General features: G+C 37.1%; 19 protein-coding genes. 15 read left to right on the top strand and 4 right to left on the bottom strand.

Going from position 1 to position 19,296, the window contains the following annotated elements:
- Positions 1-12 precede the first annotated feature (12 nt).
- On the top strand, positions 13-492 hold the full coding sequence (locus tag QEN48_RS06745) for a hydrogenase 3 maturation endopeptidase HyCI (protein WP_280108139.1): 480 nt from the start codon (positions 13-15) through the stop codon (positions 490-492).
- Between the two features lie 203 nt (positions 493-695).
- On the top strand, positions 696-1,304 hold the full coding sequence (tmk, locus tag QEN48_RS06740; protein WP_280108138.1) for a dTMP kinase: 609 nt from the start codon (positions 696-698) through the stop codon (positions 1,302-1,304).
- A 150-nt stretch (positions 1,305-1,454) separates the two neighbouring features.
- Here tmk and QEN48_RS06735 read toward each other — a convergent pair whose 3' ends face one another.
- Together QEN48_RS06735 and QEN48_RS06730 are read right to left on the bottom strand one after the other, a co-directional pair.
- Positions 1,455-4,076: a valine--tRNA ligase gene (locus QEN48_RS06735; protein WP_280108137.1), complete on the bottom strand. Its 2,622-nt coding sequence runs from the start codon at positions 4,074-4,076 to the stop codon at positions 1,455-1,457.
- Between the two features lie 39 nt (positions 4,077-4,115).
- Complete coding sequence (locus QEN48_RS06730) at positions 4,116-4,940, bottom strand: MBL fold metallo-hydrolase (protein ID WP_280108136.1); 825 nt, start codon at positions 4,938-4,940, stop codon at positions 4,116-4,118.
- A 256-nt stretch (positions 4,941-5,196) separates the two neighbouring features.
- Here QEN48_RS06730 and QEN48_RS06725 point away from each other — a divergent pair, with 256 nt between their 5' ends.
- The 4 genes from QEN48_RS06725 to purF all read left to right on the top strand — a co-directional run bounded on the left by QEN48_RS06725 (position 5,197) and on the right by purF (position 7,291).
- Positions 5,197-5,337 (top strand): hypothetical protein, encoded by a 141-nt coding sequence (locus QEN48_RS06725; RefSeq protein WP_280108135.1) that lies wholly within the window; start codon positions 5,197-5,199, stop codon positions 5,335-5,337.
- Positions 5,338-5,479: 142 nt separating this feature from the next.
- Complete coding sequence (locus tag QEN48_RS06720) at positions 5,480-5,698, top strand: LSM domain-containing protein (protein WP_280108134.1); 219 nt, start codon at positions 5,480-5,482, stop codon at positions 5,696-5,698.
- A gap of 16 nt (positions 5,699-5,714) precedes the next feature.
- On the top strand, positions 5,715-5,876 hold the full coding sequence (locus QEN48_RS06715; RefSeq protein WP_280108133.1) for a 50S ribosomal protein L37e: 162 nt from the start codon (positions 5,715-5,717) through the stop codon (positions 5,874-5,876).
- Positions 5,877-5,902: 26 nt separating this feature from the next.
- Entirely contained in the window at positions 5,903-7,291 is a 1,389-nt protein-coding gene (gene purF, locus QEN48_RS06710) for an amidophosphoribosyltransferase (protein WP_280108132.1), read from the top strand.
- 195 nt (positions 7,292-7,486) lie between these two features.
- Here the strand turns inward: purF and QEN48_RS06705 are convergent, their stop codons facing one another.
- Positions 7,487-8,671, bottom strand: coding sequence for a RuBisCO large subunit C-terminal-like domain-containing protein (locus QEN48_RS06705; protein ID WP_280108131.1), 1,185 nt, complete (start codon positions 8,669-8,671; stop codon positions 7,487-7,489).
- A gap of 134 nt (positions 8,672-8,805) precedes the next feature.
- Between QEN48_RS06705 and QEN48_RS06700 the strand changes: the two genes are divergently transcribed.
- The 7 genes from QEN48_RS06700 (at position 8,806) to crtI (QEN48_RS06670) (ending at position 16,479) form a co-directional block, all read left to right on the top strand.
- Complete coding sequence (locus QEN48_RS06700) at positions 8,806-9,405, top strand: class I SAM-dependent methyltransferase (RefSeq protein WP_280108130.1); 600 nt, start codon at positions 8,806-8,808, stop codon at positions 9,403-9,405.
- Positions 9,406-9,414: 9 nt separating this feature from the next.
- Positions 9,415-10,338 carry a ribbon-helix-helix protein, CopG family gene (locus QEN48_RS06695; protein WP_280109103.1) on the top strand — a complete coding sequence of 308 codons (924 nt, stop codon included), beginning with the start codon at positions 9,415-9,417 and terminating at the stop codon, positions 10,336-10,338.
- Positions 10,339-10,617: 279 nt separating this feature from the next.
- A complete protein-coding gene (locus QEN48_RS06690; protein ID WP_280108129.1) occupies positions 10,618-11,187 on the top strand; it encodes a hypothetical protein in 570 nt (189 codons plus the stop codon).
- A gap of 163 nt (positions 11,188-11,350) precedes the next feature.
- A complete protein-coding gene (gene crtI / locus QEN48_RS06685; protein WP_280108128.1) occupies positions 11,351-12,835 on the top strand; it encodes a phytoene desaturase family protein in 1,485 nt (494 codons plus the stop codon).
- Between the two features lie 44 nt (positions 12,836-12,879).
- Positions 12,880-14,397, top strand: coding sequence for an aldehyde dehydrogenase family protein (locus tag QEN48_RS06680; RefSeq protein WP_280108127.1), 1,518 nt, complete (start codon positions 12,880-12,882; stop codon positions 14,395-14,397).
- Complete coding sequence (locus QEN48_RS06675; RefSeq protein ID WP_280108126.1) at positions 14,394-14,990, top strand: isoprenylcysteine carboxylmethyltransferase family protein; 597 nt, start codon at positions 14,394-14,396, stop codon at positions 14,988-14,990. The genes QEN48_RS06680 and QEN48_RS06675 overlap by 4 nt, the downstream gene beginning before the upstream one ends.
- A gap of 16 nt (positions 14,991-15,006) precedes the next feature.
- Positions 15,007-16,479, top strand: coding sequence for a phytoene desaturase family protein (gene crtI, locus QEN48_RS06670; protein WP_280108125.1), 1,473 nt, complete (start codon positions 15,007-15,009; stop codon positions 16,477-16,479).
- Positions 16,480-16,481: 2 nt separating this feature from the next.
- Here the strand turns inward: crtI (QEN48_RS06670) and QEN48_RS06665 are convergent, their stop codons facing one another.
- Complete coding sequence (locus QEN48_RS06665) at positions 16,482-16,775, bottom strand: hypothetical protein (protein ID WP_280108124.1); 294 nt, start codon at positions 16,773-16,775, stop codon at positions 16,482-16,484.
- 570 nt (positions 16,776-17,345) lie between these two features.
- Between QEN48_RS06665 and QEN48_RS06660 the strand changes: the two genes are divergently transcribed.
- Positions 17,346-18,059: an ABC transporter ATP-binding protein gene (locus QEN48_RS06660; protein WP_280108123.1), complete on the top strand. Its 714-nt coding sequence runs from the start codon at positions 17,346-17,348 to the stop codon at positions 18,057-18,059.
- On the top strand, positions 18,056-19,279 hold the full coding sequence (locus tag QEN48_RS06655; RefSeq protein ID WP_280108122.1) for an ABC transporter permease: 1,224 nt from the start codon (positions 18,056-18,058) through the stop codon (positions 19,277-19,279). The genes QEN48_RS06660 and QEN48_RS06655 overlap by 4 nt, the downstream gene beginning before the upstream one ends.
- Positions 19,280-19,296: the final 17 nt, after the last annotated feature.

The raw sequence follows: 19,296 nt of genomic DNA, 5'->3' as shown, positions 1-19,296 counted from the left end.
CAAACCAAAAAAATGAATCCCAAAAACGAAATCCATCAATTAGCCGAAAACAAACAAAAAATCATATTATGCGGTATAGGAAACGATATAAAAGGAGACGACGCAGTCGGCCCCTACATCACAAACCAAGTTAAAGAAACAAACCGCATCAAAACAATTGATTGTGGTAAAAACCCAGAAAACCATATTAAAAAAATCGTTACCAAAAAACCAGACCTACTACTATTAATAGACTCAACTAAGTTCGGTGGAGAACCAGGCGACATAGTAATAACAAAACCTAGTGAGATCGAAAAAACAACAATAACATCACATAGAATGCCATTACCAATATTTATTGAAATACTGAATGAAAGAATAAAAAACCTAGAAACTATTTTAATTGGAATACAGCCACAACAAATTGTTTTAGGAAAAAAAATGTCCAAACCAGTGAAACAAACAGCAGAAAACATTATAGAGATAATAAACACAATAAACACAGATAGATAACACTAAACCTATTTTCCTAAAAAAATAAAGTATTTAACTCTGTTTGCAAGAACCTCGTCACAAACGAATTGAGTCAAATATTAGGTAGTTTATTAAAATTAAAACTTCAGTAAAAACTAATATCTCCTTGGGAAATAGCTACCTATCATGATTTATCGCTTTCGAGAATTAGGTATTTAAAAAAAACTAAGAATGGGAGTTATATGAAAGGTATATTGATTACAGTTGAAGGAATAGATGGTTCAGGAAAAAGTTCGTTAGTAAAAAAACTAGGAAAACGCATTAACCAGGAAACAAGTCGACAAATTGTTTTAACAAAAGAACCCACCGAATCTTGGCTCGGCGATGCGGTCCGAGAAGGATTAAATAGAGAGGTAGATCCATTATCTGAAGCATTTTTGTTCACTGCAGACCACATACATCATATTAGAGAAACAATACAGCCAGCACTTAATGAAGGCAAAATAATTATTTCAGATAGATATAGCGATAGTTTTTATGCATATCAGGGCACAACCCTTCAAAACGAAATTGAAAAACCAGTTGAATACCTAAAAAACCTCCGAAAAAACTTCACAATAATACCTGATGCAACAATCCTCCTAGACATCGATCCAGAAACATCTGTAAAACGCCTCAAGCACGAACAAATTAAATTTGAAAACGAAGAATTCCTCAATAAAGTTACTGAAAAATACAACCAAATTGCCGAGAAAGAAAAAAACAGATTCATTAGAGTTAACTCTGACCAAGAAATAGATCAAATAACCGAACAAACATACAATAAAATAAAAAACAAACTCGATTTATAAAAAAATAAAAAATAAACGAATAGTTTGATGATATCTTATTCTTCTTTTAAGAAGAGTTTTTAGCCCTGAGTTGGAATAAATAGTTTAAATGATAGTTATCGTTATCCAGAACCCGATGGGGGTCTGGATAGAAAGTTGTTAGAAAAATGTTTATTCGTTTTTCGTTTCTTTTGTTAGAGCGATTGTCATGCTGTCAACCTCTAGTATGTCTATTTCTTTTCCTTCTGATGTTGGTGTTTTAATGAATTCTAGGGCGTTTTGATTTATCTCGATGGTTTCTCCGTTTATTTGGAGTTTTAGTGTTCCGTTTTTTATTCTGTCTTCGATTTTTTGTGGTGGTTTTTTCTTGATTTCCTTGATTATTTTTGGTGCTTTTTCTTTGTATCGAGGTCCTATTATAGACATGTCTGGTTTTATTTCTACTAGTTTTTTCTCGAAATCTGGTTTTTGGTTTGTTATGTAGAGTTCGTTTGCCCAAACTGTTTTGGATATATCTTTTTGGCAGTTTTTTAGGTATTTTGGTGAGTTGTATATCTCGATTCTATCGATTTCTTCGTTTAATGGGATTCCGTTTTCGGATTTGTATCTTCTTATTGAACTTATTATGTCTTTGAGTTTTTCTCCTTGTGTTTCTATCTGGTTGTTTAAATCGATTTTTATTGGCTCTGGATATTTTTGGTTGTGTATTGATGTTGTTTGGTATTGTTGGTATGCTTCTTCAGCGAAGAAGGGTGCGAATGGTGCTAGCATTTTTATTACGGCGTCTATTGAGTGGTACATTGTGTATTCGGCTGTGTAGTCTTTTTCGCTGTACAAACGCCATTTAACCATCTCTAGGTATTGGTCTGCGAGGTCGTTCCATAGGAATGACCGGATTTCTTCTATGGCTGTGTTGAATTCGTAGTTATCCATGCATTCTTTTACTTTTTTTATTGTGTTGTTGAGTTTTTTGATAATCCATTTGTCTGTTAATCGATAGTTTTCTGGTTGGGTGGTGTGGTCATCTGCCTCTAGGTTTATTAGTGTGAATCGGAGCACGTTCCATGTTTTACGTAAGAACCTTGATGATGATTTTACGTCTTTCCATCTGAATTGTATGTCGTTTCCGGGGGCACCGCCTATTGCGGCCCATAATCTGAATGCGTCGGCGCTTTCTTTCTCTATGACTTCTTCTGGCGCAACTATGTTTCCTAGGCTTTTGGACATTTTGTGTCCATCTTCACCGAAGACCATTCCGTTGATTAATATGTCTTCCCATGGTTTTCTATCTGTTAATGCTTCGGATCTAAGTATTGTGTAGAAAGCCCATGTACGGATTATGTCGTGTCCTTGGGGCCTTAGTTGTACTGGGTGATAGTTTTTGTAGTTGTTGTCAGGCCAACCGATTATCTGTAGGTTTGATATGGATGAGTCCATCCAGGTGTCTAATACATCTTTTTCTGGTTCTATGTCTGGGTTGTCGCAACTGCATTGGTTTTTGGGTTGTGTTTCTACTGGGTTTACTGGAACTTCTTCTGGCTCGGCGATTATTGTTTCATTGCAGTTTTTGCATTGCCAAGCTGGTATTGGGGTTCCGAATATTCTTTGTCTTGATACACACCAATCCCACTCCATTTTCTCGACCCAGTCTTTGAGCCTTAGGTACATATGTTCGGGTATCCAGTTTATTTCTCTGGCTTTTTCTAGGATTTTGTTTTGATTTACTTTGACGAACCATTGGTTTTCTGAGAGTATCTCTATTGGTGTGTCACATCTCCAGCAGACTCCTACGCTCTGGCTTAGTTCTTCTATATCGAGTATGTAGTCTTTTTTCTTTAGTTTCTCTATGATTTTTCTTCTTCCTTTATCTACATCCATTCCTTGGAATTCGTTTGCAGCTTCGGTTAGTTTTCCTTTTTGATCGATTGCTTTTATTAGTGGTAGGTCGTGTTTCATCCACCATCTTACATCTTGTTTGTCACCGAATGTACATACCATGACTGCGCCTGAACCGAACTCTGTGTCAACGTTTTCATCTGCTATTACCTCAACCTTGTTATCGAATAAGGGTACTGTTGCTTTTGAACCAACAATGTCTTGGTATCTTTCATCTTCTGGGTGAACGGCTACTGCAACGCATGCTGGTAGTAGTTCAGGACGGGTGGTTGCTATCTCTAGGTGGTTATCTTGTTTTTTTATTGGGAACTTCATGTAGTTTAGTTGAGTGTCTCTATCAACGTGTTCGACTTCAGCAAACGCTATGGCGGTTTCACATCTGGGGCACCAGTTTACTGGATGCTCGCTTTTGTATACATAGTTTTTTTCCGCCATCTCGATGAAGGAACGTTGGGTGTTTCCCCAATAATCAGGGTTCATTGTGATGTACTCCTTGTTCCAGTCTATACTGAAACCAAGGTCTTTCATCGTTTGTTTCATTTTACCTATGTTTTTGTTGGTTAACTCCATGCAGTACTCTCGGAATTTTTTCCTAGAAACCATTGATTTTGTGATGTCTTTTGTTTCCTCTACCTTTACTTCGGTTGGTAGGCCGTGGCAGTCCCATCCCTGTGGGAACATTACGTCATAACCAGCCATCCTTTTATATCTTGCAACAAAATCTATGTAACACCAATTCAAGGCGTTACCAACATGGAAATTCCCGGTTGGATATGGTGGTGGTGTATCGATTATGTACTTATCTCCACCTTGGTCTTTAAATTCATATACACCGATATCCATCCAGTAATCGTATTTATTTTCAGCAGTCTCTGGGTCATATTCCTTTGGAATCATATGGATGCCTCATCAATTTTTTTATTAATTATATAATATTTAGAGATTAGATTTGAAATCGAGTATCTTGCTTTGTTTTTTAGTTATCCTTATTTCTTCTTCAACCTTCACCTTCATGAAATCCCTTGCTGCAATTGTATTTACACCTGTTTCTCCTTCAACAACACTTGCCTGTTCCTCAACACCTGATTCAAGCATGTTGTATCCAAAATGAGTCATAATTGCGAGTTCAGGTTCAACCTTTGAAATAAGTCTAATCGCCTCGTTGGTTGACAAATGATAAGTTATATCTGAATTTAAAGGCCTTGTAACGTTCATTATTAGAACTCGAACACCTCTTAGTTTATTAGGTAGATCTGAAAAATATGTTGTATCGCCTGTATAACCTATATCACCGTCAGGAGTTCCAATCACAACTCCACAACTTGATGGATCGGAGTGCTTCACCCTAAATGACTTAATAAGTACATTGTTCTTCAATTCAACACTTACATCATCATCAAGAACTTTTACATCTCCAGCCATGTTCCTGTGGTATCTAGATATCACAGGTCCAAAACCATCTACACACTCCACCCCGCTCCTACTACTTAACAAAACCCCTCTATCACGAGTCCCAGCCTTAGTCATCGCCTCAATCAATGCCTCAACATCCGTATAATGGTCAGGGTGAGCGTGTGAAAGTACCACAGCATTAAGTAAAACAGGAGTAAGACCAGTCTTGTTAGAGAGCAGTAAAGCACCTGGACCAGGATCTATATGAATATAATTATCTAAACCATCAACCCGGATACCACCAGTATATCTTTTTTGAAATAAAGTTGTAAACCGGCCACCCCCGGTCCCTAAAAAACTGATCTCCATAAAAAATACCTACCAAAACTAATACCCCATTGTTATTAAAATCTGCCATACCTAAACAAATGATAAACTAGTTAACAGAACCTCCCGCATAAATAAGATTCGTAGAATCCATAAATTCCCAACCCTCTAAACCATTAAAACCGGTATCCAGTATATATTGGAAAGTATTGGTTGGTTACAATCTTTATATTGCATATTCGATGGGTTAGACCTCTCCTACTTTTCAACACATACTCTGGAAATAGGGTGGATGTGGGTGGGTTGTTTAAAAAAACTTGGAGAGCTTGTTGAAGATATCTATTATTCATTCTTTGGTGGTGTGGGTGGAGGGTTTGGGATAAAGCTTGGTGAAAATAGATTAGTTGGCTATTTTTTGTGTTTGTTGAAACCCAGATAACTTTTATGATTAATGATTAAGGTTTTGTTTTTGGTGTGTTTTGTTGGGAAATTTATAAGTAAACTGGAGATTAGAATCATTAACATATTCGAAATAACCAAAAAACGTTTTCGAATTCTAGTTAAACATGGAGGATAATGTTTTGAGTGACAACAGGCCACTTGATATTTTAAATGAATCGATTGGATCACCAGTGATAATTAGATTGAAAAGAAATAGGGAATTCCGTGGAACCCTACAGGGATACGATGTCCACATGAACGTTGTTTTAAAGGATGCAGAAGAACTCAGTAATGAAGAACCCCAAAAACACGATACACTGATTGTTAGAGGAGACAACGTTGTTTATATCTCACCATAAAGGAGGTTTATAAGAAATGGGAAAAGGAACACCATCATTTGGTGGTAGGCAAAAAAAAGTACACGTAAAATGTAGAAGATGTGGAAATAAATCCTATCACGTGCGTCAAAAAGTCTGCGCATCCTGTGGCTTCGGCAAATCCAAGAAAATGCGAAGCAACAAGGGCCAGAAAAAATAAAAAATAATAAATTATTGGTTGATTATATGCATGACGAATGCGGTGTCGTCGGAATTACATCCACAGAAAACCTACCACTGAAAATATATTATGCACTCTATGCACTCCAACACAGAGGACAAGAATCCGCCGGAATCGCAACCTATAACGACAGAATGAAACTACGGAGAGGAATGGGCCTCGTCCCAGAAGTCTTTACAGAAGAAGACTTAAACTCACTAGAGGGAAACAAAGGAATCGGCCACGTAAGATACTCCACATCAGGCGAATCTAAGATAGAAAGTAGTCAACCCCTAATGGTAACACACCAAAAAGGAAGACTAGCATTAGCACACAACGGACACATAACCAACTCAAGAGAAATACGTCAAGAACTCGAAGAGGATGGACATGTTTTCTCGACCGGTAACGACACAGAGATAATGGCACACCTAATCTCAAAATACCTAATAAAAACAGACGACATCGTCACAGCACTAGAAAGATCAAAAGAAAAATTAAAAGGATCCTACGCAATAACAATCCTAATAAAAGATAAGATAATAGGACTTAGAGATCCACATGGAATAAAACCACTCTGCTATGGAAAACACAAAAATGGCTATATAATAGCATCAGAAAGCGCAGCACTAGACACAATCGAAGCAGAACTAATCGGAGATGTAGAGCCAGGAGAAATAATAGTACTAGAAAACCAAGACCTCAAATCATATAAAACCAAACAAAAACAAAAAGCACACTGCTTCTTCGAACACGTATACTTCGCAAGACCAGACTCAATAATGGACGGTAAATCCAACTACAAATGCCGACTACAAATAGGCAAAAAACTAGGAGAAAAATACCCAGTACCAGACGCAGACCTAGTATCCCCAGTACCAGACTCAGGAATAACATTCGCAATAGGATACTCCGAAACATCAGGCCTCAAATACGCCGAAAGCCTAATGAAAAACAGGTATGTAGGCAGAACATTCATCATGCCAAACCAAGGAATGAGAGAAGACGCAGTAAGACTAAAACTAAACGCAGTCAAACCAAACGTAAAAGACAAAGAAATCGTATTAGTAGATGACAGCGTAGTCAGAGGAACCACATCAAAAAGAATAATAAAACTACTCAAAAAAGCCGGAGCCAAGAAAGTCCACCTAAGAGTCGGAGCCCCCAAAATAATATCAACCTGCCACCTAGGAATAGACATGGCAAACAAAGACCAACTAATCGCCCACAACTCAACAACAGAACAAATAAAACAAAAAATAGGCGCAGACTCACTAAAATACATCAAGATTAACGAAATGCTAGACGCAATGAACTTAAACCAAAATGAACTCTGCCTAGGATGTCTAAACGAAAAATACCCAATAAAAAAACAAGACAACAAAACACTACAAACAAAAATAAAACAAAAATAAAACAAAAATAAAACAAAATAAATTATTCTTCAACCTATCTAAAGTTCCAATAACACTTCCTACAACATTACCGTTTTCAGTACCTATTTAGGGGGTTAGGCAGTCTGCTTTAACAATTACCTATACAGACTGGTGGACGGATTATTTTACTTCAATAAACTTATGTAACTAATTATTTATGTGTGTTTTGGTTTGTTACCAGTGTTTTAATGCGGTTTGAAGTTCTTTATGGGTTTCAGCATATTTTTTTGGGTTTATTTCTTTGGTCCAGGCATCTATGGCTTGTCTCATTGCTTTTGCACCTGCTTTTGTTCCGTCGGGATGTCCATGTATACCTCCACCTGCTTGGACTAGGCAATTCATTCCATATCCATCTAGGTTGTCTTTTACGAGTTCTGGGTGGATTCCGCCTGAAGCTACTGGGAGGACGTTGTTTAGGCCATGCCAATTATCTTTTAAAGCATCTCTGCAGGCATCAATTTCTTTGATATCTCCATGCATTTTTCCGTGATAACTACCGGTATGTAGTTGGGTGCCGCCACAAAGTCGCACCAATTTTGATATAGGTAGCATGGATATTCCATGTTTTGGGTTCCTGGTCATTGCTGCATGCATTGTTCGGTGGACGTGTACAGGTACATCTACAGCTTCAGAGACCATTCTTAATGCACTGAATCCTGTTGTAATTACATCGATCATAACCATGTTAGCTCCATTTTCAACGGCTTTAACCGCTCTTTCAACAACTTGATTTGAATCAGCAGTTATATTGACTGCATAAAAAGTATTAGAACCCGTTTCATCTCTCGCTTTATCCAACATCTCCATAACGTTTATTACTCGGTCTTCAATAGGACAGAACTCTTGGTTTGTGAGTGTTTCATCATCTTTGATTAAATCAACTCCACCAACAGCTGCTTCGTAACTAACTTCAGCAGTTTCAGTTGGAGACAAACCCACTTTAGGTTTAACTATAGTTCCAACCAATGGCCGGTTCTTGGCTCCAACAAACTCCTTAAGTTCATCTATAGTATATTTAGGTCCTTCATACGATTTAAATAGTTTTTTAGGTAAAGTAATATCCTGTAGCCTAACATTATCTATCTCAGATAGTCCAAACAGATTTCCAGCAACAATACTTAATATCTGAGGAATATTATCAAATTCAAACAAAAGATCAGGAAATTCAACTACAACTTCGTTTTTAGCTTCATCAACTGAAGATACAGTTGCCTTAAGTTCCTTCTCAATCCAATCGGTTGATGTATGCACTTCAGTCCAAGTGCCAACCGACTCCTCAAGCGCGATGTTTTCACCGGCTTCAAACAAAGACATATCACTTTCAACAAAATACCTAGCAAACAAACTCATATAAACCATATATACAGCACAAACTATTTCAATCTTGTCAAAACTAAATTTACTAAAGCACTTAGTGGTTGAAGTTTTTTGGTTGAATAAAGATATTAATTAGTAGTATTTGTTTCTGGTTTTGTATTTTTGGAGTTTTTGTTATGAATGAAAAGATTGAAGAACATGCATCTAGGTTTGATGAAATAGCTGATGAATATGACGATGACCAGAAAATAGAGTATTTAAGGTGTTTAGAGACTGTTGTGGAGAAGGCAGATCCATCGAGTAATGATGTTGTACTGGATGTTGGTACTGGAACTGGTGAGGTTGCAGTTAAACTTGCTAGTAAAGCTAGTTTTGTTTTTGGCCGTGATATTAGTGAGGGAATGCTGGAGAAGGCGATAGAGAAGTCTAAAAAACTGGGTATAGATAACGTTGATTTTGGTGTTGGAAGTTTTCATTCCCCTAATGTTAGATCTATTGATATAGTTGTTTCCAACTTCGCTTTACATCACGTAGAGGATGAAGAAAAACATAAAGCGATAGAAATTTTCAAGGAAATAGGGGCAGAAAAGGTAGTTTTAGGGGATTTAATGTTTTTCAGTGAACCCGATATGGAAGATCCATTTCATAAACCTGAAGTCGATAACCCTGCTTATGTAAGTGAACTTGTGATTGCCTTTACAGAAGCTGGTTATGCCGTTACAGACCTAATCAAGATACATAACGAGATAGGTGTCTTGGTAGGGAAGAAAATCTAAATAGACTTGGTGATAGTTATCAAACAAATTAATTTCCGGATACCAATGGAGATGGATAGCCAGATAGAAGAACTTTCAGAAAAATTCGGTCTATCTAGGTCGGAGATTATACGACAAGCCCTAACATTATACTTCAAAATAATAGGGGACCTTGATAAACTCACAAACATAAGGGAGCTCTCTAAAGAGGAAATCCAAATAACCCAAGAAAACATCAGAGACGTCCATTTCATAAACCTAGATTCTTTTAACATAAGCATAGTAATATCCAACTCATCCTCAGGCGGAATCGGACCAAAAATACACGACCAAGTATCCGTGGACGGAGAGGTTGTAGGGAGCATAATAGCTAGAACAGCATTAATAAAAATGTTATCAATATCGGCAGAACCAACCACAGTACTTCTCAATTTCTCCAACGAAATGGAAGAAACAGGTCGAAACATAATACAAGGAGTCAATACAGAATGTAAGAAAATTGGAATCAACAACGTAGTAGTAGGCCACAGCGAAGAGAACATCAAAACATGTCAAACAGGCGTCTCAATCACTGCAATCGGATTACTAGAAACAAACCAACTAATACAACCTGAAATAAAAAAAGGAGACAAAGTATTCTGTATAGGACATCCATCTGTCGGCGAAGACATACTCAACATGAAACTACCACAAATCGAAGACATAAAACTACTACAAAAAAACAAATCAATTAAAAAAATAATACCCGTCGGACATCCAGGAATCAAAAAAGAGATAAACAACCACCTATCAAACACAGAACTCACAATACAATGGAAAAACACCGACATCGACCTAAACCTATCCGCAGGACCAACATCAGCAGTAATAGCAATAACAAAACCAAAACTCAAACAAAAACAAATAGAAAAACGCTCAAGAATACCCATAACAGAAATAGGAAAAGTAAAATAACCCCTACTCTGAATAAAAGAGGTCTCAACCCCGTTTTAAAAATACACCCAAACCAAACAAAAACCAAAAACAAAAAAACACTAACCTAACCCTCTCATCGATTAAAAAACATATGATTAAGTATATAGCGATTCCTACCTTATTTGATTAAGTTTATTAAGAAAAAGGTCTTCTCAACCATTAAGATGAAAAAAAAAAAAGAAAAATAAAGGTATTTATTAAATGATATTGAATTCTAAATAACTTATTTTTTATAGCTGGATGTAGAGGTCTATATTTTTGTCTCGCAACAATCTTTTTAGAACTGGTAAACGTCTTGGTGTTCCATATTACGGGGAGTTTTGGGATTTATTAATAGCATGGATAGTTCTAGGTCTTGCATTTGCCAACCTATTAGGTGGCTTAAATAGTATTTCTATCTTAATTGCGTTGTTCACTGCAGGTATTGGTTTTTTAGTTCACGAAATAGCACACAAATTAGTGGCATCTAGGTTTGGCCTACAAGCTTTTTTTAAAGCTGATATATCTTTTTTAGTGTTTGCTTTCGTTTTATCTTTTATAGGCTTTATTTTCGCCGCCCCTGGAGCAGTCTATACAAAAGGAAGCCGGACATCGAAACAACAGATGTATATTAGTTTATCCGGCCCATTAAGCAACCTTGGATTGGCAACGTTTTTTTTGTTCATTCCAGGCCTGGTTGGTGCTTACGGCCAGTATATCAATGCATGGCTCGCTTTGTTCAACATGATCCCGTTCGCAGGACTTGATGGAGAAGAAATATATAGGGAGAATAAAGTAGTGTTCGCAGCAGTCGTATTATTGGCAATATATCTTTCTTTCATCGCTTAAATAAAGCTATAGTTATTTTTCTGTATCGTTTTATTTTTAAATAGGTATGTTATTAACTGAGTTTTTTTATACTTCAGTAGTTTTATATTGTTTATATACCTAATTAAGAATGATAGGTAACTTGGTTTTGTTTTTATTGATAGTTTTGGGGGTTTAGACGAAAATGAATATTGGTATTGTTGGAGCCGGTCCAGGCGGACTTTCTGCAGGTATGTTATTAGCTAGTAAGGGGTTTGATGTTGAGATCTATGAAAGGATGGATAGAGTTGGGTCTAGAAGTTCATGTATTGAGGAAGAGGGCTATAGGTTTGATGTTGGACCCACCTTTTTTATGATGCCTTTTATTATTGAAGAGATTTTTGGTGAGTGTGATAAAAATCTTCATGATTATGTTGATTTAATTGAGTTGGATCCATATTATCAACTGGTTTTTGCAAATGGGGATGTTTTAAAGCCTCAAAAAGACTTTACAGATTTTAGAGATTCGATTGAGGAAATGAGTCCTGTTGATGGGGATGGGTTTGATGGTTTCATGGAAGACAATAAGAAAAAGATGGATAGGGTTTTACCGGTGCTTCAACGGGACTATCCAAGCCATCTATCTATTTTGTCTAAAGAAGTTTTGTCCTTACTTCCAGTTTTAAGGCCAACAACCAGTTTATGGGAGGATTTGGGTAGACATTTCGAAGATGATCGGATAAAGGTTGCATTTACTTTTCAATCTAAATATCTCGGGATGTCTCCATTTAACTGTCCCTCTATGTTTACTATACTACCATATATTGAGTATAATTGGGGTATACATCACGTGAAAGGTGGGTTATGCAATTTATCGAAAGCTATGGCTAAAGCTTTCAAGGAGATGGGTGGAAAGATACATTTGAACACCACGGTCGACAGGGTTTTGGTTGAGGGCCGTGAGGTTGAGGGTGTTGAGTTGTCGGATGGAGAAACTAAAAAACATGATGAAGTAATCTTAAATTCAGATTTTGCTTGGTCTATGAAAAACTTGTTATCGAATAATGAACGAATGAAGTATACTGACAAAAAAATAGATGGTATGAAATACTCTTGTTCTACATACATGATGTATTTAGGTCTTGATAAGCTATATGAAGACCTTGAACACCACAACATATTCATTACAGAAGACTATAAAGAGAACTTTAGAGAGATAGAAAGCCAGAAAGTGCTTCCCAAAGACCCCTCCTTTTATGTTGCAAATCCATCTAAAACAGATTCTACAATGGCTCCAGATGGACATTCAGCCCTTTATGTATTGGTCCCTATACCAAACTTAAAAGCCGATATAGATTGGGAAGAAGAGAAAACTAGATATAGGGAGTTGATATTGGATCTTTTGAAAAACAAAGCTGGGCTCCTTGATATCGAAGAACATATACAGTACGAGAAGATCATAACACCCCAAGACTGGCAGGAAGAATATAATGTCGAGTATGGAGCGACATTCAACCTAGCTCATAATCTGAAACAGATGCTCTCATTCAGGCCAAGAAATGATTTCGAAGAATACAAATCGATGTGGCTTGTTGGTGGAGGAACAAACCCAGGAAGTGGCCTACCAACCATATACGAATCTGGAAGAATAACGGCAAACCTAATTAACAAAAAATATGGCCAAAAATAATCTATCTAAACATCTTCTAAAACCGTTTTATATAATTTAGAGGTATGGACAGGATGACTTTAAAGGCAAGATCTCCCTTAACTGGTGAGGTGATTAAAGAGGTAGAAACAGCTGGTTCTCAAGAGATTGAGACTGCCTATCAAAAGGCACGTAAGGCAAGTGGTAGGTGGGGAGAGACATCACCTGAAGACAGGGTTGAGTCATTAAAGAAAATACAATCCACAATTGTAACTAAAACCGATGATTTAACCGATACTATCTCATTGGATACGGGGAAAACTGAAAACGAGGCATTGATGGCTGATATATTACCAACACTCGATTTGAATAAATATTATATCAAAAATGCCCCTAAAATTCTTTCAAAACAGAAAAGAAAAAGCCCCATACATTTCCGTAAAAATAAATCATATGTTCAATATAGCCCAATGGGCGTTGTGTCAATTATCGCTCCCTGGAACTATCCATTCCAACTATCCATGATACCATTGATAACAGCCTTAGCGGCCGGTAACACAGTATTATTGAAACCATCCGAAGTAACACCACTGGTTGGAGAAGAAATAAGAAAATTGATAAAGGAATCCAAAATCGACCAAGACCTTGTCCACGTACTGCAGGGTGGTAAAGAGGTCGGTGAAAAACTGGTTGAAATCAATCCAAATAAAATATTCTTCACAGGCAGCGTAGAGGTCGGTAAAACCGTTTTAAAAAACGCTGCAGAAAACCTAACCCCAACCTCCCTAGAGCTAGGAGGCAAGGACCCAATGATCGTATGTGAAGACGCCGATATAGAACGAGCTTCAAATGCAGCAGTATACGGAGCCTTCTCAAACACAGGCCAGATATGTGTTTCAATTGAAAGAGTATACCTACACAGAGAGATAAAAAACCAGTTTATAGATAAAATAATTGAAAAAACAAAAAAACTTAGGTTAGGCATCGATTCAGACTCAGATATAGGGCCTATGACAAAACCTGAACAAGCCGACATAGTTATGGAGCACATAAAGGACGCAAAAGAAAAAGGCGCCGAAATAAAGGTTGGGGGAGAAAGAAAAAACCAATTCATCACCCCAACAATACTCACCAACACCAACCACAAAATGAAAATAATGCAAGAAGAAACATTCGGACCAACAATGCCCATCATGACCTACAACACAATAAACGAAGCAATCGAACTTGCAAACGACACAAAATATGGATTAAACGCCAGCATCTGGACAGAAAACCAAAACATCGCACAGAAAATAGCCCGTAAACTAGATACCGGAAACCTCTACATAAACGACGCAGTGAAAAACATCGGAAACCCAACACTACCCTTCGGAGGCGTAAAACAAAGTGGATTAGGAAGATACCACGGCCCCGAAGGCCTAAAAACATTCAGCCACACAAAATCAATCATGATAAACAAAAACAAAGGCAATGAACTCAACTGGTTCCCCTACACAGAAAACAAAAAACAAACATTAAAAACAGCCATAGAAACCCTCCACGGAGACATAAACCCAATCAAAAAAATAACCAACCTAATAAAATTAATAAAAAAAACATGATCGACCCAACACTGAACCAACTACTAACACCAACACCCCAACCAATCATAACAACAATATTAACCGCAACTTGGTTACTCGAATTCAAGTTATATCCATCAAAACCCAACCAAAAACCACAACAATTCAAAGCATCATACAACTCAATCCTAACAGCAATAATAACCGCAATCATAACATCAATAACCCTAACAATGATAGAGTTCACCACCATAACAGGCCAACCCCTAAACATAACAAGAAACATTGGAATAACCCTATTCACGGCCGGCCTAACAATCAGATATTGGTCACTACATACATTAGGCAAAAACTTCAACCGAACCGTGAAGGTCAAGAGACAACAAGAATTGATAACAAAAGGCCCATACAAAAAAATCCGACATCCATCATACCTAGGCCTCATATTAATAACCATAAGCATACCAATAATCCTCGGCCAAATAACAGGCCTAATAATTACAGCCATATTGATAACAACAACAATTAAATGGAGAATGGATTACGAAGAAAAAACAATGGAAAAAGAGATAGGACAGAGATATATAGAATGGAAAAACAAACGCCACAGATTAATCCCCCCCATATACTAAAAAAGAGGCAATTAATATGAAAGAAAAAGCCCTTGTGATAGGAGCAGGTCTTGGAGGCCTCTCAGCCGCCATCACCCTCGCAACAGATGGATACCAAGTAGAGATATATGAAAAAAACAACCACATAGGTGGAAAACTAAACCAAAAAACAATCGACGGATATAAATTCGATTTAGGGCCAAGCATACTAACCATGCCACAGATCTTCGAAGAACTATTCCAAAAGGCCGGTGAAAACCTATACGACCACATCTCAACAACAAGACTCGACCCCCAATGGAGATGTTTCTTCGAAGACAACACAACAATCGACCTACACGACCAAATCAAAAAAATGGATCAAAACCCAGAGATAACCCAAAAAGACATAAAACAACTACAGAAATACATGGAATACTCAAAAAACCTCTACCAAACAGCAGAACAAGGATACTTCAAACACGGCCTCGACACAATGAAAGAAGTAACCAACCATTACGGAAGAATAACAGCCCTCAAAAAATTCGACTACCTACACACAATGCAAGAAGGAATAAACAAAAGAATAGACAACCCATACCTACAAAACATAATGGGGTTCTTCATAAAATACGTAGGGTCATCATCAATACACGCACCCGCCGTACTCAACATGCTACCCCACATCCAATACAAATACGGTCTTCACTACATAGATGGAGGAATGTACAACCTGGCTAAAGCAATAGAAAAACTCCTAGAAAAACAGGATATACAGCTCCATAAAAACATAGAAGTCATGGAATTAAAAACAAAAAACAACAAAATCACACATGCAGTACTAGATAACTCCGAAAAAATACCCGCAGACATATTCATCTCAAACATGGAGACAGTTCCAACATACAAAAACCTAACAAAAGACAAAAAAATAGCAGAACAACACGACAAAAAATATATGGCATCATGCAGTGGCTTAGTAATACACCTAGGACTCGACAAAGAATACCCAGAACTCCAACACCACAACTTCTTTTTCTCAAAAAACCAAGAAAAACACTTCCAACAAGTATTCAAAAAACAAGAACTACCAGACGACCCCACAATATACCTAGTAGCACCTAAAAGAACCGACCCAACAGTCGCACCAAAAGGCCACGACAACCTAAAAATACTACCACACATACCACACCTAACAGAAAGCCCACCAACACCCCAAGAATACCAACAACTCAAGAAAAAAATCCTAAACAAACTAGAAAGAATGGGACTCAAAGACCTACAGAAACACATAGTCTACGAAGAACACTGGACACCAAGAGACATAAAAAAACTATACAAATCCAACCACGGATCAATCTACGGAGTAGTATCCGACAAAAAACTTAACAAAGGATTCAAAGCACCCAAAAAAAGCCAGAAATACCAAAACCTATACTTCGTAGGAGGAAGCGTAAACCCAGGAGGAGGAATGCCAATGGTAACACTATCAGGCCAAAAACTACCCAAAAAAATAAACCAAACCAAATAAAACTAACCCAAAGACCTTAAAGAACTCAAACGCCGTTCAATGCTATATCTAGGAATATTCTTTTCATCAACACCAAACTCTAAAACACGTTGACAACTCAACTCAGAACCAGAAACATCTACCGCCATATAAATAACAGCGATAGCTACGCAAGCAGGGCCAGTAGAAGCAAACAAACCACCATCAACTGCACTAGAATAAACCTCAAGACACCTACCCTTAATTTTATCAGACAACCCAAGTTCACTACAATAAATAGAGATATACTCCTCTACAGATTTATGCTTTAAACACAACCTAAAAACCCCATTTTTTTATAAACCACAACATTAAATCTCTTATTTTAAGTTTCTTATTTTTATATATAAAGCTAAGCAATTACTCCAATTAAATAATTACTGAATTATTTATTGTTATTTTTTTTAGAGTTTATCTGTTTTATGTTTGAATATTGTTTTTTTAATTCAAAATCGAGGTCAAAACCCTTTTTTTTTGGTGTGTAAAGGAACGAGATATTGTGAATAAGTAAAACGTAGTTTAATTGTAAATTAATGATTCTATTTTTTAGATAAATTATTTATTAATATTAAGTTATTTAAATTCTTTTATATAGGTTTTAAGGTATTTTTATTTATTTATAGGTTTATTGAATTGTTATAAATGTCTTATAATCGATATATTTATATTTAACTAATCCATATAGTGTAATGTTCTTTATTAAGTTATTTAAATAATTTATAAAGATAATTAACGATTTCGAACTGTTTTAAATAGTCTTTATAGATTTATAGAAGTTGTTTTCTATAATGAATGGATATAGGTTGGATTCGTTTTGCAATAACCAATAGATTGAAAAGGAGAATTTAATGAATCAGGTAAATATACAAAAACAATTAGCTGTAACTGCAGATAACCTACGTAAGACATATTATCTGGGAGAACCTGTACATGCACTTGATGGAGTTTCTCTCGAACTACCAAAAGGCTCATATACAGCTGTAATGGGTCCAAGTGGTTCTGGAAAAAGTACTCTATTAAACGTTTTAGGATGTCTAGATACACCTGACAGTGGAGAACTCATAATAGATGGAGAAGACATCAGTAAAACCAACTCTAAACAAAGATCGAAAATAAGAAGCAAAAACATCGGTTTTGTTTTCCAGACATTCAACTTGATGCCAAGACTAACAGCAGCAGAAAACATCACACTACCAACACAATTCACAAAAAATCCTCTTAAAACCAACGACAAAAAGATAAAGAAACTACTAAAGACTGTTGGACTAGAAACAAGAGCAGACCACAGGCCAAACCAACTTTCAGGTGGACAAAGACAGAGAGTAGCCATAGCTCGAGCCTTAATAAACGATCCAACATTAATCCTGGCAGACGAACCAACCGGAAACCTAGACACAACCACCGGAAACTCCATAATGAACCTATTTAAAGAACTGCATAAAGAAGGAAGAACCATACTATTAGTAACACACGAAAAAGAAATCGCAGAACACGCTGAAAGAACCATACATATGGTTGATGGAAAAATTGAGTCAATAGAAGTGAAAGGTGAAGCCAAGTGAGACCTCTAGAAGCATTGAAAATAAGCATCCGTACAATCGGCTCCCACAAACTCCGTTCAACCCTAACATCACTCGGAGTCATAATCGGTATCGGAGCCGTAATCACATTTATGGTGCTCGGAGGAGGGTTCTCAGACAGCATAACAGGAGAGTTCGACGAATTATATAGCGATGCACCAACATTACTAGTTCAAACAGAAATTCCAGTGCCAGGCGGATTTGGAATAATGTACGGAACCTCTCCAATATACACAGAACACGACATAAACCAGATAGAAGCAATACAGGGAGTTGATTTCGCAGCCCCATGGGGAATAATACCGGCAATACAAACCTCATATGGCGATAAAAAAATGACCGGAACCATACAGGTCCAAGCAACAACACCAGAAATGTTCACATATGAAAACTTCATCGAAGGTGAATCATTCCAACAAGCAACCAACCAAGCCGTAATAAACAACCAACTATTCAACTACTATGGAGAAATAAAAGTAGGAGACACAATATCATATACAACAGACAGAGGAACAACAACCCTCAACATAACAGGAATAATAGAAGAGGACTTCATGGGAGTTCCACCAGCCATATACGTACCAATCGACCCACACTACTCAATCTCTGTTGAAACCCCAAGAGGAACAAACGACCTGGCATACCCATTCATATGGATCGGAGCAACCTCAATAGAAGAACTACCAACTGTAAAAGACTCAGTCACACAATACTTAACAATGGAATCCGATGCAAGCCAACTAAAAGGCGAAGACGAAAAAATAGTCGTACAGACACTAGATGACTTGATAGCACAGATTGTAGATATAATAGACCAAGTAACCATATTCGTAGTAGGAATAGCCGGAATAGCACTAGTAGTAGGAGCAATAGGAATCGCCAACATCATGATAGTCAGCGTAGTAGAAAGAACAAGAGAAATAGGAATAATGAAAGCAGTTGGAGCAAAAAACAGAGACATAATTCAATTATTCCTAGTTGAATCAACAATACTAGGAATAGTAGGAGCAGCAGTAGGCGTAGCACTAGGCCTTGGAGTAGGATGGCTTGGAACAAACCTGATGGGATGGCCGATGGTATACCCACTTGACTGGATAACAATAGCAGTCATAGTAGGTATAGCAGTTGGAATAGCCTCAGGACTATATCCAGCATGGAGAGCAGCAAAAGTAGACCCAATAATAGCACTAAGAACAGAATAAACCAGAAAACAAAAAAA

Source organism: Methanonatronarchaeum sp. AMET-Sl (genome assembly GCF_029854155.1).
Classification (GTDB): Archaea; Halobacteriota; Methanonatronarchaeia; order Methanonatronarchaeales; family Methanonatronarchaeaceae; genus Methanonatronarchaeum.
Note: the sequence above shows the minus strand (reverse complement) of the source record. Positions and strands in the feature narration are given on the sequence as shown.

Coding starts and splice junctions, on each gene's coding strand:
- QEN48_RS06705 (WP_280108131.1), bottom strand. CDS start 8,671: ATGGTTTATATGAGTTTGTTTGCTAGGTATTTTGTTGAAAGTGATATG.
- QEN48_RS06735 (WP_280108137.1), bottom strand. CDS start 4,076: ATGATTCCAAAGGAATATGACCCAGAGACTGCTGAAAATAAATACGAT.
- QEN48_RS06730 (WP_280108136.1), bottom strand. CDS start 4,940: ATGGAGATCAGTTTTTTAGGGACCGGGGGTGGCCGGTTTACAACTTTA.
- crtI (WP_280108128.1), top strand. CDS start 11,351: ATGAATATTGGTATTGTTGGAGCCGGTCCAGGCGGACTTTCTGCAGGT.
- QEN48_RS06700 (WP_280108130.1), top strand. CDS start 8,806: ATGAATGAAAAGATTGAAGAACATGCATCTAGGTTTGATGAAATAGCT.
- QEN48_RS06745 (WP_280108139.1), top strand. CDS start 13: ATGAATCCCAAAAACGAAATCCATCAATTAGCCGAAAACAAACAAAAA.
- crtI (WP_280108125.1), top strand. CDS start 15,007: ATGAAAGAAAAAGCCCTTGTGATAGGAGCAGGTCTTGGAGGCCTCTCA.
- purF (WP_280108132.1), top strand. CDS start 5,903: ATGCATGACGAATGCGGTGTCGTCGGAATTACATCCACAGAAAACCTA.
- QEN48_RS06680 (WP_280108127.1), top strand. CDS start 12,880: ATGGACAGGATGACTTTAAAGGCAAGATCTCCCTTAACTGGTGAGGTG.
- QEN48_RS06715 (WP_280108133.1), top strand. CDS start 5,715: ATGGGAAAAGGAACACCATCATTTGGTGGTAGGCAAAAAAAAGTACAC.
- QEN48_RS06660 (WP_280108123.1), top strand. CDS start 17,346: ATGAATCAGGTAAATATACAAAAACAATTAGCTGTAACTGCAGATAAC.
- tmk (WP_280108138.1), top strand. CDS start 696: ATGAAAGGTATATTGATTACAGTTGAAGGAATAGATGGTTCAGGAAAA.
- QEN48_RS06675 (WP_280108126.1), top strand. CDS start 14,394: ATGATCGACCCAACACTGAACCAACTACTAACACCAACACCCCAACCA.